The sequence below is a fragment of the Ruegeria sp. C12 genome (assembly GCF_056537745.1).
Genome location: NZ_JBQFSA010000008.1, coordinates 158,775 through 173,072, shown reverse-complemented (window position 1 = coordinate 173,072; position 14,298 = coordinate 158,775). Strand labels below are relative to the sequence as shown.

Here is a 14,298-nt window from a genome sequence, read left to right as displayed (position 1 = left end):
GTAAATTTGAAGGAGCGCAACATGAAGACCACACAATATTACCCCGTCATCCAAACAAACGACGTGCAAGGCACAGCCGAGTTCTATCAAACTCACTTTGGGTTCAGCCCTGCCTTTGCCGCCGACTGGTACGTTCACCTGCAATCCGACACGGACCCCAGCGTCAATCTGGCGATACTGGATGCCCATCACGACACTATTCCAGCCGCTGGGCGTGGCTGTGCCGCCGGGCTGATCCTGAATTTTGAAGTGGCCGACGCAGCAGTTGAATACGAGCGTCTGACCCACGCTGGTCTGCGAATTCTGAAACCGCTCTGCGATGAAGATTTCGGCCAACGGCACTTTATCGCTGCTGACCCCAACGGGGTATTGATTGACGTGATCACCCCGATCCCGCCCTCTGCCGCCTTTGCGGAACAATACAGCGCAGATGCTTTGCCGACCGGGTAGAAATACCTACGCGCTTTGGTTTCATTGACTTCCCAATGACGTGGCGGCACAACCTGCGGCATCACCATGTCATTGGGGGAGTTTTCCATGAAGAAAATCTATGCCAATGCCTCTGAGGCACTCGACGGAGTGCTGTCGGACGGCATGCTGATTGCGGCTGGCGGGTTCGGCCTGTGCGGTATTCCCGAACTGCTGCTGGATGCGATCAAACAATCCGGCGTGCAAAACCTGACTTTCGCGTCCAACAACGCGGGCGTCGACGATTTCGGCATCGGTATTCTGCTGCAGACCAAGCAGGTCAAAAAGATGATCAGCTCGTATGTCGGTGAGAACGCGGAATTCATGCGTCAATATCTGAGCGGCGAGTTGGAGTTGGAGTTCAACCCGCAAGGCACTTTGGCTGAACGGATGCGGGCTGGCGGCGCGGGCATCCCCGGGTTCTACACCAAGACCGGCGTCGGCACCGTGATTGCCGACGGCAAAGAGCACAAAGACTTCAACGGCGAAACCTACATCATGGAAGAAGGCATTTTTGCCGATCTGGCCATTGTGAAGGCGTGGAAAGCGGATGACACGGGCAACCTGATTTTCCGCAAGACCGCTCGTAACTTCAACGTCCCTGCTGCGACCTGCGGCAAGATCTGCGTGGCCGAGGTGGAAGAGATCGTGCCGCGCGGCTCGTTGGACCCTGACCAGATCCACCTGCCCGGCATCTACGTGCACCGCATCATTCAGGGCGATCATGAAAAGCGCATCGAACAGCGCACCACCCGCAAGAAGGAGGACGCATAATGCCCTGGGACCGCAATCAGATGGCCGCCCGCGCGGCGCAAGAGCTTGAAGACGGCATGTATGTGAACCTCGGCATCGGCATTCCGACGCTGGTGGCAAACTATGTGGGCGACAAGGACATCACCCTGCAATCCGAGAACGGTATGCTGGGCATGGGCCCTTTCCCCATTGAGGGGGAAGAGGATCCCGACCTGATCAACGCAGGCAAGCAGACGATCACCGAATTGTCCCGCACCTCGTATTTCGACAGCGCCACGTCCTTTGCTATGATCCGGGGCGGCAAGATTGCTGCGGCGGTGCTGGGCGCGATGGAGGTCGACGAAGAAGGCGATCTGGCCAACTGGATGATCCCCGGCGTGCTGGTCAAGGGTATGGGCGGCGCAATGGACCTGGTGGCCGGTGTGGGCCGTGTGATCGTTGTGATGGATCACACCAACAAACACGGCAAATCCAAGCTGCTGAAAAAATGCACCCTGCCGCTGACCGGCAAGAAGGTGGTGGACCGCATCATCACCAATCTGGGCGTTCTGGATGTGGTCGAGGGCGGTCTGAAGATCATCGAATTGGCCGAGGGCGTGACCGAAGACGAAATCCGCGCCGCAACCGAAGCGCAATTGGTCAACTGAACCAGACTAAAAAAGAAAGCCCGCCATTCAGGGCGGGCTTTTTCTATCTGCTGGTCTGAAACACGCACCCGTCCGAGATCAGATCGGGCGGTGTGGTGCACAAAGCCCGCGCGATCTGAAACGCCGCCAGAACTTTGGGCACATAGTCCCGCGTTTCCGCATAGGGCGGCACACCGCTATGCTTGCGCACCGCGCCTTCGCCCGCGTTATAGCCAGCCAGAACCAGAATCGGGTCGTTCCCGAACTCTTCCATCAGCCAGTTCAGGTATTTCACCCCCCCGGAAATGTTCTGACCGGGCTCGAAGCTGTCGCTGACGCCGAACCGAGCCGCCGTTGCGGGCATCAACTGCATCAATCCCTGCGCACCTGCGGAGCTTACGGCATCGGCGCGCCCGGCGGATTCGACGGCGATCACGGCTAGAACCAAAGCAGGCGAAACATTGGTCCCGACGGTCGAGCGCAGAATCTCGATCCCCTGCTCTTGCGCGATGTTCTGCAATGTCTGCAAACGGGGGGACCTGACGCTGGTCGCGGCCAGCGCGTTGATCGCATCATCCAGACGCCCTGCCCCAGCCTGCGCCATCTCGGGCGATACGCGATCCCAGAACGCCTTATAGGACCCTTTGGGATTGCTTTTGACGCCTGCGTCAGGCGCGGTGGCGGGCGGAACCTTGGCGCGTTTGATGATTTCTGGCACCACAAGCTCGGTGCCGGTGCTGGGCGCAGAGGGCCGTGCTGCGTGTTCTTCAGGTGAAATCTGCACGGTCACGCGCCGACGCTCGCCGGGCTGTGGTGCCTTGATCCTTTTGTATACGCCACGGGGTTCGGGCTCGGTCGCGACCGCGGGCGCAACACCAGATGCCAGAAACACCAGTGCACCGGCGCATGTAAGTGCGTCCCGGAGATTCATTTGCCTGCCTCATGTTCTCTTTTTAGGTGATTTGAACCTCAAAACGTCCCGCAAGGCCAGAAAAACAAAGCGAATTGGGGCAATTTCGCCTCATTTGGCGCAATTTTGCACCGCCCACCCCTGTATCACATCGATTGTTTGTATTTTTATCTCTTGTATTTCAATGCTTTACGCAAATCGTATCTAAAAAGTTAAGGTTGACGAAAAAAAATATGCGTTTGGCCCAATTCCTGCCACGCGCAACGGGCAAACATAGATGCATACCGAGACGGACTGGAGCGGACTGAGAGAGAAAGCTCTGAAACACGCCAAGGTTTAACAGACTTATTTTGATCCTTTAGGAGGGACGTAACATGATCAAGTTCTTCAAGAACTTCCGCAAAGACGAAGACGGCGCAGTAACAGTTGACTGGGTTGTTCTGACCGCAGCAGTCATCGGCCTGGCAGCCGTTGCATACAACCAGATCGAAGGCGGCGCGACCGGCCTGGCGACTGACGTGAACACCGCTCTGAACGCAGCGACCATCTCGACCGGCGACAACACCGGCGCAGAAGGCGGCATCACCACGGCTGGCAGCAACTAAGCCAGCGCTTCGCAAAAAAACAAACCGCGCCAGTTTGGCGCGGTTTTTTTGTTGGTGCACAAACATCAATAAGATGCACGCTGGGCTTTGCACGCAAGGGTCTCTTTTTCTGACGGCTCAAAGTGAGAAATCCGGCAATCCTCGGACTAAGGCGTGAAATTCAATCTTTGGCCGCATTTCCGCCACTGACATCACGCTAAAATGAACCCAGGAAACTTGCACCCGGAAATAGGGCTATTGGGCTCTCGGGAACTGAGAGGGCGGAGAGGAAACATGCTCAGATTCGTTAACCGATTTTCGAGAGAAGAAGAAGGTGCCATCACCGTTGATTGGGTTGTGTTGACCGCCATGATCATTGGGCTGGGCTCGGCATTGTTTTTTGCTATCTCCACTGCGACGGACGACTTCGGCGGGAATGTGAACACAGCCCTAACAAGCGCAACCATTAGCACTGGTGACAACGACAATGCCGGCGGTATCACCGTTGCCGGCACCGCTGGCGGAAGCTCAGGGGCTGGATCATCTGGTGGTAGCTCCAGCGGCGGGTCTTCTTCGGGCAGCAGTTCCAGCGGAGGATCGTCTTCAGGTGGCGGAACTGTAGGTGGCGACGGCTAAAGCCTGACACAAATTCCCAGAATATGAACGTGTTAATACGACCGTTGATAGCGTGGCTTTGACGGTCGTTTTTCGCGCACCCCGCCAACCGAAGTTGCGACTGCTCTTCCTCCTAGGTTCGGCTGCAATCCTGTAGACGAATAGTAAAAATCCGCTGTTGCTGGCAATTTTGTCCCACATTTCGACACAATTGCAGTTTAGGAATAATGCTGTTCAAAAGTCGCGATACTGTCGCTAACTTTTTGACCGACGAAATTATGAGGTGCATACATGCGAGCGGTATTCGGACTTGTTCTGATTGTCGGGGTGGCTTTGGCCGGGGGCGCGGTTTACATGGCGCGCAACTATATTGCCGAGTACCAGAATGAACTCGCCCGCCAGAAGCAGGCTGCGGCCGAAGCGCTGGCGAATGCTCAGGTCGAAGTTGTTCCAACGGTGACGGTATACGTTTCGAATCGACCTCTGAAATATGGTGAGCGCCTGACACAGGAAGATGTGCGTGCCGTCGACTGGCCCGAAAACGCGATCCCGGAAGGCACGTTCACTGAAATTGCGGCACTGTTCCCAGAGACCGGCCCTCAAGAGCGCTTTATTCTGAGAACAATGGAAAAAGACGAGGCCATTCTGGCCGTTAAGGTCACCGAACCTGGTGAGAAGGCCGGGCTGACGTCTCGCCTTGAAAAAGGAATGCGCGCTTTTGCCATCAGCGTTGATGTGGCATCCGGCGTTTCGGGTTTTCTGCGCCCTGGCGACAACGTGGACATTTACTGGACCGGCTCCAGCGGTACGACCGAAGGGAACACCGGCGGGATCACGCGCTTGATTCAGACGAGCATTCAGCTTGTTGCCGTGGACCAAAGCACAGGTTCAGATGTGACAGGGACAACGATTGCACGAACTGTCACCGTTGCAGCCACACCGGAACAGGTCGCTGCATTGGCTCAGGCACAAAACACGGGCCGGCTTTCTCTTGCCCTTGTAGGGGTTAGCGATGAATCGGTTGCAACTGCGATCGAAGTCGACCAGCGAAAGCTCTTGGGCATCGAAGAGACGGCGCCTGCACCAGAAGTCGCCAAGGAACAGATTTGCACCACGCGCATCCGCCGTGGCGGCGATACGTTCGAAACCCAGATCCCCTGCACAAACTGACGTCAATTCAGAGCGTTACAGGTTACGAGCCGCGCCATTCGCGCGGCTCATTTTTTTGTTATTGTTGCCTATTGTCCACATAAACAAAATTCCAGAAACCATTGATTATTGCAATAAATTCGGAATTCGCGCAGTCTTTTGAACCATAGGGCATAAGACCCAAAAACGAGGCGTGATCGGAGAGGCAGGTCACATGACAATACGTTCCTGGATCAGCGCAACCCTGCTGGGGTTGACGCTTGTTGTGGGCCCGGTCGGCGATGCCGCCTGGGCTGAAACCCTTCGCGTGGTCAAAAAGGGCACAGTGGAAACACTGGAAGTTCCAATGAACCGCGCGATCGTTGTTGAAAGCGAGCAACCTTTTGCAGAACTCAGCATTGCCAACGCGGGCATTGCTGACATTTCGTCGCTTTCCGATCGTACCATCTATGTTTTGGGTAAAGCACCCGGTCTGACGACACTGACGTTGTTCGATGGCGCCGGTATGCTGCTGGCCAACGTTCGGGTCCGGGTTGCCCCGGATGTGACCGAGTTCAAAGAGCGTTTGCGCCAGATCCTGCCCGCCGAACCGATTGAGGTTCGCACAGCGAATGACGGCATCGTTCTGTCCGGTACGGTTTCAAGCGCAGCCAAACTGGCCCGCGCACTGGAACTGGCGGAACGTTATGCGCCCGAACGCGTTTCGAACCTGATGTCTGTTGGCGGCGTCCAGCAGGTCATGTTGAAAGTGCGGTTTGCGGAAATGAACCGCTCTGTCGCGAAAGAGCTCTCCTCAACGCTTTCCATTGCAACCGATGACTTTGTTGGTGGTTTCAACCCGCAAAACCTCGTGCCGCCTGTCACTGTTGAAAACGGTGTGCTGCTGTTTGGCTTCGGGGTCGGGTCGGCGCAGGTCAATCTGCTGTTGCAAGCCTTGGAAACCAAGGGCCTTGTCCGCAACCTTGCTGAGCCGAACCTGTCGGCTCTGTCCGGTCAGGAAGCGTCCTTCCTTGCGGGCGGCGAGGTTCCAATCCCGGTTCCTCAGGACGATGGTGTCGTGGCCATCGAATTCAAACCATTTGGTGTAGAAATGCTGTTCACGCCACGGGTTGTGGACGGCGATCTGATTAATCTTGAAATGGGCACGTCGGTATCTAGCATCGACACCAGCTCAAGCTTCACGATCAACGGGGACAACGTTCCCAGCTTTATCGTGCGTCAAGCAAAGACCACCGTGGAACTGCGCGACGGTGAGAGCTTTGCCATCGCCGGGCTTCTTCAGGACAACTTTGTCGATCAAGCCAGCCAAGTTCCCTGGCTGGGCGATGTTCCCGTCCTTGGCGCCCTGTTCCGCAGCGCCGATTTCCAGCGGGATCAGAGCGAACTCGTTATCATCGTCACCGCACATCTGGTATCACCGATACGCGGCGAGGCGCTTGCTCTGCCAACCGACCGTGTCAAGCCACCCAGTGAGTTCGACCTGTTTATTAACGGTAAGACAGCACGCACGACCCGCGCAGGTGTAGGTGCCGCTTCTGAAGTCGCCAAACAGGATTTCGGCAGCTCATACGGCTACGTCCTGGATTGATGAGGAGGATAGACCAATGAACAAGTGGATCATCACACTGGGTCTTACGGTCGCCGTCTCGGCCTGTACTCGTGAGGCCGGTTACGAAGCCGACCAAGGGGCCTTTGGCAACGCGACGCTTAACAACGTTCAGGTTATGAATGGTGAACTGTCTTATGCTGAGATCCTGAGCCGTCGCTTTGCGGCTGATGTGCCCAGCCAGATCAACTTTGCCTTCGACAGTTCGCAACTGGATGCATCCGCCCAAAGCATTTTGTTGCAGCAGGCAGACTGGATAAAACAATTCCCCGAGGCACGGTTCCGGGTCTATGGGCACACAGATGCCGTCGGTTCGAACAGCTACAACCAGAGCCTGGGTTTGCGCCGAGCGCAGGCAGCGGTGAATTTCCTGGTCCAACAGGGTATTTCCCGGTCCAGACTGGAAGCCGTCGTATCCTTCGGTAAAACCCAGCCCCTGGTTGCTACTTCGAATCGCGACCGCCGCAATCGTCGCACAGTGACCGAAGTGTCAGGCTTTGTGGACGGTGGCCCGCAGACGCTGGACGGAAAATACGCCCAGGTCATTTACCGCGAATACGTCGAAAGCGCGACGCGACCGAGTTACATTGAAGATTCTTCCAATGTAGCCGACTCGGGGAGCGGTGGATAATACGACAGAAATGGGCGACATCGTCGCCCATTTCCCTACAATTGGTTCTTTTGCGCCAAATTCTCGCCCAACTTCACAGCGACATTGTCAACAATTGGGTGACCTGCGGCCTGAATTGACCGCATAGGGGCGACAGCAAATCAACCGGCACGATATCCGTCCGCAAGAGAAGCTGGCCTCTCTCAACGAGGATATTGTTTATGACCAGCGCGACGCCGCAAGATGACAACACCGGTATCTTGGCTTGCACGATCAGCCGGGATGTCCAGAACTTCGACCTGCTCATCGAAGACATGGAAGCCGCGCTGGGCGAACGATGGGGTGATCTGGGCTTTGCCGAAGCGCTGGCCTTTTTCAGCCAGCCCGAAGCCGAATCACTGCAGTTTGTTGCGCTGGCCATCGATGGCGAGGATGAGGACAACCTGTCTTTGATGGGCGAGATCATCACCCAGGCAAAAGACAAAAAAATCAAAGTGGTCCTGATCGCCGAGGACGTCACACCTGCTGCCCTTCACCAATTGCTGCGCAAGGGCGCGGACGAGTTTGTCCCCTACCCTCTGCCCGAAGGCGAATTGCAGGAAGCCATCGAGCGGATGAACCAACCCGACCCGGTTGCCGTTGCGCAGGCGGCCGCGGTGCCGTTGGCGGGCGGAGATGCCAAGGAAGGTGCCCTGTTCGTTGTGCATGGTCTGGCCGGTGGTGTCGGGTCGACCACGATGGCGGTGAACCTTGCGTGGGAGCTTGCCTGTGTTTCCGACAAGGACGCACCGACTGTTTGCCTGATCGATCTGGACCTTCAATACGGCACCGTTTCCACATATCTGGATCTGCCGCGCCGCGAAACTGTGTTCGAAATGCTGTCGGACACAGCCAATATGGATGATGAGGTTTTCTCGCAAGCACTTCAAAGTTATGAAGAAAATCTGCAGGTGCTGACAGCGCCCTCCGATATGGTGCCGCTGGACCTGATCACGCCGGAAGACATTCAGCGCGTCATCGACATGGCGCGCAAGCATTTTGACTATGTCATCGTGGACATGCCCAAAACGCTGGTTCTGTGGTCTGAAACCGTTTTGCAGGCGGCGCATGTTTATTTTGCCATGATCGAGCTGGACATGAGATCGGCCCAGAACGCGCTGCGCCTGAAACGCGCTTTGCAGGCCGAAGAGCTGCCCTTCAACAAGCTGCGCTTTGCCCTGAACCGTGCACCCAAATTCACCGACCTGAATGGAAAAGGCCGGGTCAAACGTATGGGCGAAAGCCTTGGGATTTCGATCGATCTGCAACTGCCGGATGGCGGTAAACCCGTGATGCAAAGCGGCGATCACGGTCTGCCCTTGGCAAGTTCTGCGGCAAAGAACCCATTGCGCCGCGAATTCGCAAAACTTGCGAAATCACTTCACAGCCTGGGCAGCAGCAGCGCCGAGGCCGCGTAAAACCATCCCAAGGGGGGATAAGCCGTGTTTTCAAGATACAAGAAACAGCCCGAAGCGCAGCCAGTACAAGCGCCGACGAAAGCGCCTGAAGCGGCTGCACCGGCAGCGGCCCCTACCCCAAACGCCGTGGCCCGCAAGCCACTGCAAAAGAAATCGGCCGAGGCGATGGGTTCGGACCGCGACCGCAAACGCAAAGAGCGTCTGGGCGAGATTAAGATCGAACTGCATCGCGAGCTTCTGGAAAATCTGAACCTCGCAGCGTTGGAGAACGCGGGTGAAGCGGAACTGCGCGCGGAAATCAGCGCAATCGCCAGCGAAGTGCTGGAAGCCAAGAACATTGTTCTGAACCGCGACGACCGGACCCAGCTGAACAAAGAGCTTTATGACGAAGTCACCGGACTTGGCCCGCTGGAAACACTGCTGCAGGACGACACGGTCAACGATATTCTGGTCAATGGTCCGCAGCAGATCTTTGTGGAACGCGCCGGTAAGCTGGAACTCAGCGACATCACGTTCAAGGACGAAAAGCACCTGATGCGGATCATCGACAAGATCGTGTCCGCCGTGGGTCGTCGTGTTGATGAATCAAACCCTTATGTTGACGCCCGTCTGGCCGATGGCTCGCGTTTCAACGCGATGGTGCCGCCGATTGCCGTCGATGGTTCGCTGGTTTCCATTCGTAAGTTCAAGAAAGACAAGCTGGGCATTGACGATCTGGTCAATTTCGGCGCGTTCACCGAGGAAATGGCCGCCTATCTGCAAGCTGCGGTATCGACCCGTCTGAACATCATCGTCTCGGGCGGTACGGGTTCGGGTAAAACGACAACGCTGAACGCGCTGTCCAGCTTTATTGATGACGCCGAGCGCATCCTGACCATCGAGGATACGGCGGAACTTCAGCTGCAACAGACACATGTAGGCCGGATGGAAAGCCGCCCGCCCAACGTGGAAGGCAAAGGTGAGGTCAGCCCGCGCGACTGTCTGAAAAACGCCCTGCGTATGCGCCCCGACCGCATCATCGTGGGCGAGACGCGTGGCGCCGAGGTGATCGACATGCTGCAGGCCATGAACACCGGTCACGACGGATCAATGACCACGATCCACGCCAACTCGGCCCGCGATGGTATCTCGCGTCTGGAAAACATGATCGCGATGGCCGGGATTGAAATGCCGATCAAGGCCGTACGCAGCCAGATCTCATCCGCTGTGAACCTGATCGTGCAAGCCAGCCGTCTTCAGGACGGTTCGCGTCGCATGACTTCGATCACCGAAATCACGGGGATGGAAGGCGACGTGATCTCGATGCAGGAAATCTTTAGGTTTCAACGTGTTGGCCTGACACCCGACAACAAAATCATCGGGCATTTCACCGCCACGGGTGTGCGCAGCCACTATTCCGAACGCTTCCGTCTGTGGGGCTTTGATCTACCGGCGTCGATCTACGACCCAACCACAATGTAGGAGAAACTTACATGCAAGTGCCTATGGAGGCGATCATCTATGTCGCCATCTTTGTGGGGGTTCTCGCCTTGGTCGAAGGCATCTATCTTGTCGCCTTCGGCAAGTCGATCAGCCTGAACAGCCGCGTCAACCGTCGCCTCGACATGCTGGAAAAAGGCGCCGGGCGCGAGCAGGTGCTGGAACAGCTGCGCAAGGAAATGCAACAGCATATGAAATCGCAGAGCATCCCTCTGTATTCATTGCTGGCAGACAAGGCGCAGAAGGCGGCCATCGCGTTCTCGCCCCGCCAACTGATCATGATCATGTGCCTTGTGTCAGTTGTGGCATTCATGGGGCTGAGCATCGGAACCGCCACTGAGATGGTTCTGCGCGTCGCCATCTCGATCGCGATTGGCGTTGGTGGCGTCTACGCCTGGGTCAACCACAAGGCCAAAAAGCGCATGGGAATGATCGAAGAGCAATTGCCTGACGCTGTTGAACTGATGGTACGCTCGCTGCGGGTTGGTAACCCGTTTGTATCGACTATTCAGGTGGTTGCGAACGAAGTGCAGGACCCGCTGGGCACCGAATTTGGTGTCATCGCGGATGAATGCGCCTATGGTCGCGACGTGGGTGAAGCGCTGAAGGATATGGCCGAACGTCTGGATATGCAGGACTTGCGGTTCCTGGCGGTTGCCGTGGGTATCCAACAGCAATCCGGTGGCAACCTTGCTGAGATTTTGGCAGGCCTGGCCCAAGTCATTCGCGCCCGGTTCCGCCTATTCCGTCGCGTCAAGGCGATCACGGCCGAAGCGCAATGGTCCGGTAAATTCCTGTCCGGCTTCCCAATCTTCTGTCTGGTTTTCGTTTTGGTAAAAGATCCCGGATACTACGACGAGGTTCTGGACCACCAGTGGTTCATCCCGGCCTGTTTCATCGTTGGTATCATGCTGACGCTGAACCTGATCGTCATGAAGATCATCACAAACATCAAGGTCTGAGGGCGATATCATGGAGTTTCTGACAAAAATCAATGATTTGCTTACGGAGAACTTGGGAGAGTTTGGCCCTCTGATCGTGGTTGGAATTCTTGGCCTTGTCCTGATCGGTGTTGCTGTCTCGCTGATGATGAGCCAGCCCGAGGATCCGCTCAAAAAGCTTCAGCGCGCCAATGCGGCACCAAAGGCAACCAAGAAGGACAAGAAAGACAAGCTGCGGCACGGCAGCCAGAATGAGCAGCTTGAGAAATTCGCAACTTTCCTTGAGCCGAAGGACCAGGAAGAATACTCGGCCGTCCAGCTGAAACTGAGACAAGCAGGTTATCAGTCCAAGGACGCGGTTCGGTTTTTCCACTTTGCGCAGTTCGCCCTGGGGATCATTGGTATTGTTCTGGGCGTTCTGTTGATAACCGTGTTTTCCGGTGACCAGGAATTCACCACTCAGCAAATGGTCATCCGGGTGCTGTTGCCGGGCGGCGTTGGATACATGATCCCGAAATACTGGATCACGCGCCGGGTCGCCGAACGGCAAGAGGCAATTACGTCCGGGTTTCCTGATACACTCGACCTTATGCTGGTCTGTGTCGAAGCAGGGCAGTCCCTTGATCAGGCCATCGTGCGCGTCGCAAGTGAAATGAAATCCTCCTACCCCGACATCGCTCAGGAATTTGAGGTCGTCGCTTATGAGATGAAGGCCGGTAAGGACAAGGACACCGTTCTGCGGGACTTTGGAACCCGTTGCGGTGTGCAGGATGTCAGTTCATTTGTGACCGTGATGATCCAATCGGCAACATTTGGTACATCGATTGCCGAAGCTCTGCGGGTTTATGCCGGTGAAATGCGTGACAAACGGGTCATGCGGGCAGAAGAAGCCGCAAACAAGTTGCCTACGAAAATGACTCTGGTCACAATGATGCTGACGGTGCCGCCGCTGTTGATCATTCTGGTCGGCCCCTCGGCAAACGTGATTTCGAGCTTCGGTCGCTGATGGATCGCTTATGAAAACAAAACTCAGGTGTATCCTGTCCCGGCTACGCCGATTGCTTCAAGCCACTGTGGTTATCGCCACGGTGGCTTCTTGCACTGAAGGCGGTCTGTCCAATGGGCTGGATGCGCCGGGCGTCGATCCCAAAGGCAAGTCGGTCGACCACATCACCGTTGGCAACCGGTTGATGGCAGCGGGTGAATACGAACTTGCGTTGGAGAGCTTTACCCGCGCCGCATTGGATCAGGGGATGACCCCGGAGGTCCTGACCTCGATGGGAACCGCCAATGTTGGGCTGCGTCGATTGGGTCAGGCGGAGCCCTTACTGCGGCAGGCGGTCGAGGATGATACGGACTGGCCCATCGCCTGGAACAATCTGGGTGTTCTGCTGATGGAATTGCAGGAATACCCCGAGGCCGCTCAGGTCTTTCAACGGGCCTTTGCGCTGGACAATGGCGAAAGTGACGCAATTCGCGACAATCTGCGCTTAGCACTCGCAAAAATGGAAAATCCTGTTAATAATACCCCCCAAGAACAAGAATATACGCTGGAGCAGCTTGGCGACGGGCAATTTACGCTACGCAAGATCCAGTAATCGAGGCAAGAGCAGTAAAGGACGCAAAAATGCGCCACCAATTCTTGATTCCATCCCTCATTCTCAGTGGGCTCATTCTAGCCGCTTGCGAAAAGGAAACTGCCGAAGAAAAGGTTGAACGCACGTTTCAGGAAGTGAACGTCATCGACGAAACCAACCTGAACGATGTTCTACTGAACGCGGCCGACCCGAATGAGGCGGTGACCTATTTCCACAACGCAGCCAGCAAAAGCCCCAACCGGATCGACCTTCAACGCGGTCTGGCCATTTCACTTGGGCGCGCCAAACGCACGACCGAAGCGGTATCGGCGTGGAAACGCGTGACGACCATGAAAGGGGCCAACAGCTCGGACAAGGTCGAGTACGCGGATGCGCTGGTCAGAAATGGTGATTGGGCGCAGGCGAAATCGGTTCTGGACACGGTTCCGCCAACCTATGAGACGTTCAAACGTTACCGGCTTGAGGCGGTCGTGGCCGATTCCAGAAAAGAATGGAAACGCGCAGACCATTTCTATGAAACTGCGGTTGGCCTGACCACGCGCCCGGGCAGCGTGATGAACAACTGGGGGTTCTCAAAACTCTCACGCGGGCAATACGCCGAGGCAGAGCGTTTGTTCACCGATGCGATCCGGCAAGACAGTTCGCTGTTTACCGCAAAGAACAATCTGGTTCTGGCCCGCTCTGCACAGGGAAATTACAGCCTGCCGGTTGTTCCCATGTCACAGATCGAACGGGCGCGCCTGTTGAACACTATGGGGATCTCGGCTGTGAAGCAGGGCGACGTGACCACAGCCAAGAACCTGTTCCGCGAGGCGATCTCGACCCATCCGCAGCATTTCGACGAAGCCGTCCGTTCGCTGCGCGCGCTTGAGGAATCCACCTAAATGGACATCCCTGTTCGGGCGGCGGTGTGGTTCCTGCCGTTCATTCTGCCGATCTGTTTCTATGTCGCCTTCACCGATATGCGTGAGATGCGGATCAAGAACCACGCCGTTGTGGCTTTGGCGCTGGTCTATGTGGTTGTCGGGCTGATCGCCCTGCCCCCGTGGGCGACCGGCACACTCAGCGGAAAGCTGGGGCCATTCCCCGTCGCTTTTCCGCCTTATGTCTGGCAATTGCTGCATCTTCCCGTGATCCTGATCGCCGGAATGGTCCTGAATGCCATCGGCGCTGTTGGCGCGGGTGACGCCAAGTTTCTGGCGGCGGCTGCACCGTTTGTCTGGGTTCAGGACTTGGGTGTCGTGCTTGCGATTTTGATGGCAACCGTTTTGGGTGCCGTAGTCACGCATCGGCTGGCCCGCCACACCCGCTTGCGCGCAATCGCGCCGCATTGGGAAAGCTGGGACCGGGGCAAAAAGTTCCCGATGGGCCTTGCCCTTGCCGGAGCTTTGGCGATGTATTTGATTCTGGGCACTGTTTACGGTTCGTAAACTATCATCACCGCGCCATGTCGCTGCCTTGGTCCCGCCATAAAGCTGGGCCAGATTTCCCACAAGTCGCCC

Annotated in this window: 16 protein-coding genes; 15 read left to right on the top strand and 1 reads right to left on the bottom strand. The window is 56.4% G+C overall.

Annotated features, from left to right (window positions below; all coding sequences use genetic code 11):
- Nucleotides 1–21 precede the first annotated feature (21 nt).
- The 3 genes from ACR0C9_RS16355 to ACR0C9_RS16345 all read left to right on the top strand — a co-directional run bounded on the left by ACR0C9_RS16355 (nucleotide 22) and on the right by ACR0C9_RS16345 (nucleotide 1,868).
- Nucleotides 22–450 (top strand): VOC family protein, encoded by a 429-nt coding sequence (locus tag ACR0C9_RS16355; RefSeq protein ID WP_170623737.1) that lies wholly within the window; start codon nucleotides 22–24, stop codon nucleotides 448–450.
- Between the two features lie 87 nt (nucleotides 451–537).
- The gene (locus ACR0C9_RS16350) at nucleotides 538–1,242 is read left to right on the top strand and encodes a CoA transferase subunit A (RefSeq protein ID WP_170454246.1); all 705 of its coding nucleotides are present in this window, start codon (nucleotides 538–540) and stop codon (nucleotides 1,240–1,242) included.
- Nucleotides 1,242–1,868, top strand: a complete 627-nt coding sequence (locus ACR0C9_RS16345) for a CoA transferase subunit B (protein WP_170520578.1) — start codon at nucleotides 1,242–1,244, stop codon at nucleotides 1,866–1,868. Before ACR0C9_RS16350 ends, ACR0C9_RS16345 begins: the two co-directional genes overlap by 1 nt.
- Before the next feature lie 43 nt (nucleotides 1,869–1,911).
- Here the strand turns inward: ACR0C9_RS16345 and ACR0C9_RS16340 are convergent, their stop codons facing one another.
- Nucleotides 1,912–2,778 (bottom strand): lytic transglycosylase domain-containing protein, encoded by an 867-nt coding sequence (locus tag ACR0C9_RS16340; protein ID WP_480781470.1) that lies wholly within the window; start codon nucleotides 2,776–2,778, stop codon nucleotides 1,912–1,914.
- A 353-nt stretch (nucleotides 2,779–3,131) separates the two neighbouring features.
- Here ACR0C9_RS16340 and ACR0C9_RS16335 point away from each other — a divergent pair, with 353 nt between their 5' ends.
- The 12 genes from ACR0C9_RS16335 (at nucleotide 3,132) to ACR0C9_RS16280 (ending at nucleotide 14,226) form a co-directional block, all read left to right on the top strand.
- On the top strand, nucleotides 3,132–3,362 hold the full coding sequence (locus tag ACR0C9_RS16335; RefSeq protein ID WP_170632898.1) for a hypothetical protein: 231 nt from the start codon (nucleotides 3,132–3,134) through the stop codon (nucleotides 3,360–3,362).
- A 273-nt stretch (nucleotides 3,363–3,635) separates the two neighbouring features.
- Nucleotides 3,636–3,977, top strand: a complete 342-nt coding sequence (locus ACR0C9_RS16330) for a hypothetical protein (protein ID WP_170632696.1) — start codon at nucleotides 3,636–3,638, stop codon at nucleotides 3,975–3,977.
- A 270-nt stretch (nucleotides 3,978–4,247) separates the two neighbouring features.
- Nucleotides 4,248–5,126, top strand: coding sequence for a Flp pilus assembly protein CpaB (cpaB, locus tag ACR0C9_RS16325; RefSeq protein ID WP_170454253.1), 879 nt, complete (start codon nucleotides 4,248–4,250; stop codon nucleotides 5,124–5,126).
- A gap of 193 nt (nucleotides 5,127–5,319) precedes the next feature.
- Complete coding sequence (locus ACR0C9_RS16320) at nucleotides 5,320–6,693, top strand: type II and III secretion system protein family protein (RefSeq protein WP_170454255.1); 1,374 nt, start codon at nucleotides 5,320–5,322, stop codon at nucleotides 6,691–6,693.
- Nucleotides 6,694–6,709: 16 nt separating this feature from the next.
- A complete protein-coding gene (locus tag ACR0C9_RS16315) occupies nucleotides 6,710–7,342 on the top strand; it encodes an OmpA family protein (RefSeq protein WP_170520576.1) in 633 nt (210 codons plus the stop codon).
- A gap of 200 nt (nucleotides 7,343–7,542) precedes the next feature.
- On the top strand, nucleotides 7,543–8,778 hold the full coding sequence (locus ACR0C9_RS16310) for a CpaE/TadZ family protein (protein ID WP_480781469.1): 1,236 nt from the start codon (nucleotides 7,543–7,545) through the stop codon (nucleotides 8,776–8,778).
- Nucleotides 8,779–8,802: 24 nt separating this feature from the next.
- Entirely contained in the window at nucleotides 8,803–10,239 is a 1,437-nt protein-coding gene (locus ACR0C9_RS16305) for a TadA family conjugal transfer-associated ATPase (RefSeq protein ID WP_170520574.1), read from the top strand.
- A gap of 11 nt (nucleotides 10,240–10,250) precedes the next feature.
- The gene (locus ACR0C9_RS16300; RefSeq protein ID WP_170454263.1) at nucleotides 10,251–11,219 is read left to right on the top strand and encodes a type II secretion system F family protein; all 969 of its coding nucleotides are present in this window, start codon (nucleotides 10,251–10,253) and stop codon (nucleotides 11,217–11,219) included.
- A 10-nt stretch (nucleotides 11,220–11,229) separates the two neighbouring features.
- On the top strand, nucleotides 11,230–12,204 hold the full coding sequence (locus ACR0C9_RS16295; protein WP_170454265.1) for a type II secretion system F family protein: 975 nt from the start codon (nucleotides 11,230–11,232) through the stop codon (nucleotides 12,202–12,204).
- Between the two features lie 10 nt (nucleotides 12,205–12,214).
- Nucleotides 12,215–12,796: a tetratricopeptide repeat protein gene (locus tag ACR0C9_RS16290; RefSeq protein ID WP_480781468.1), complete on the top strand. Its 582-nt coding sequence runs from the start codon at nucleotides 12,215–12,217 to the stop codon at nucleotides 12,794–12,796.
- A 29-nt stretch (nucleotides 12,797–12,825) separates the two neighbouring features.
- Entirely contained in the window at nucleotides 12,826–13,680 is an 855-nt protein-coding gene (locus tag ACR0C9_RS16285; protein ID WP_170454269.1) for a tetratricopeptide repeat protein, read from the top strand.
- Nucleotides 13,681–14,226 carry a prepilin peptidase gene (locus ACR0C9_RS16280; RefSeq protein ID WP_170454271.1) on the top strand — a complete coding sequence of 182 codons (546 nt, stop codon included), beginning with the start codon at nucleotides 13,681–13,683 and terminating at the stop codon, nucleotides 14,224–14,226.
- Nucleotides 14,227–14,298: the final 72 nt, after the last annotated feature.

Excerpts from the sequence above, each read along its gene's own strand:
- ACR0C9_RS16310 (WP_480781469.1), top strand. The coding sequence starts at position 7,543 with ATGACCAGCGCGACGCCGCAAGATGACAACACCGGTATCTTGGCTTGC.
- ACR0C9_RS16285 (WP_170454269.1), top strand. The coding sequence starts at position 12,826 with ATGCGCCACCAATTCTTGATTCCATCCCTCATTCTCAGTGGGCTCATT.
- ACR0C9_RS16355 (WP_170623737.1), top strand. The coding sequence starts at position 22 with ATGAAGACCACACAATATTACCCCGTCATCCAAACAAACGACGTGCAA.
- ACR0C9_RS16300 (WP_170454263.1), top strand. The coding sequence starts at position 10,251 with ATGCAAGTGCCTATGGAGGCGATCATCTATGTCGCCATCTTTGTGGGG.
- ACR0C9_RS16280 (WP_170454271.1), top strand. The coding sequence starts at position 13,681 with ATGGACATCCCTGTTCGGGCGGCGGTGTGGTTCCTGCCGTTCATTCTG.
- ACR0C9_RS16340 (WP_480781470.1), bottom strand. The coding sequence starts at position 2,778 with ATGAATCTCCGGGACGCACTTACATGCGCCGGTGCACTGGTGTTTCTG.
- ACR0C9_RS16315 (WP_170520576.1), top strand. The coding sequence starts at position 6,710 with ATGAACAAGTGGATCATCACACTGGGTCTTACGGTCGCCGTCTCGGCC.
- ACR0C9_RS16335 (WP_170632898.1), top strand. The coding sequence starts at position 3,132 with ATGATCAAGTTCTTCAAGAACTTCCGCAAAGACGAAGACGGCGCAGTA.
- cpaB (WP_170454253.1), top strand. The coding sequence starts at position 4,248 with ATGCGAGCGGTATTCGGACTTGTTCTGATTGTCGGGGTGGCTTTGGCC.
- ACR0C9_RS16330 (WP_170632696.1), top strand. The coding sequence starts at position 3,636 with ATGCTCAGATTCGTTAACCGATTTTCGAGAGAAGAAGAAGGTGCCATC.
- ACR0C9_RS16320 (WP_170454255.1), top strand. The coding sequence starts at position 5,320 with ATGACAATACGTTCCTGGATCAGCGCAACCCTGCTGGGGTTGACGCTT.
- ACR0C9_RS16290 (WP_480781468.1), top strand. The coding sequence starts at position 12,215 with ATGAAAACAAAACTCAGGTGTATCCTGTCCCGGCTACGCCGATTGCTT.
- ACR0C9_RS16295 (WP_170454265.1), top strand. The coding sequence starts at position 11,230 with ATGGAGTTTCTGACAAAAATCAATGATTTGCTTACGGAGAACTTGGGA.
- ACR0C9_RS16350 (WP_170454246.1), top strand. The coding sequence starts at position 538 with ATGAAGAAAATCTATGCCAATGCCTCTGAGGCACTCGACGGAGTGCTG.
- ACR0C9_RS16345 (WP_170520578.1), top strand. The coding sequence starts at position 1,242 with ATGCCCTGGGACCGCAATCAGATGGCCGCCCGCGCGGCGCAAGAGCTT.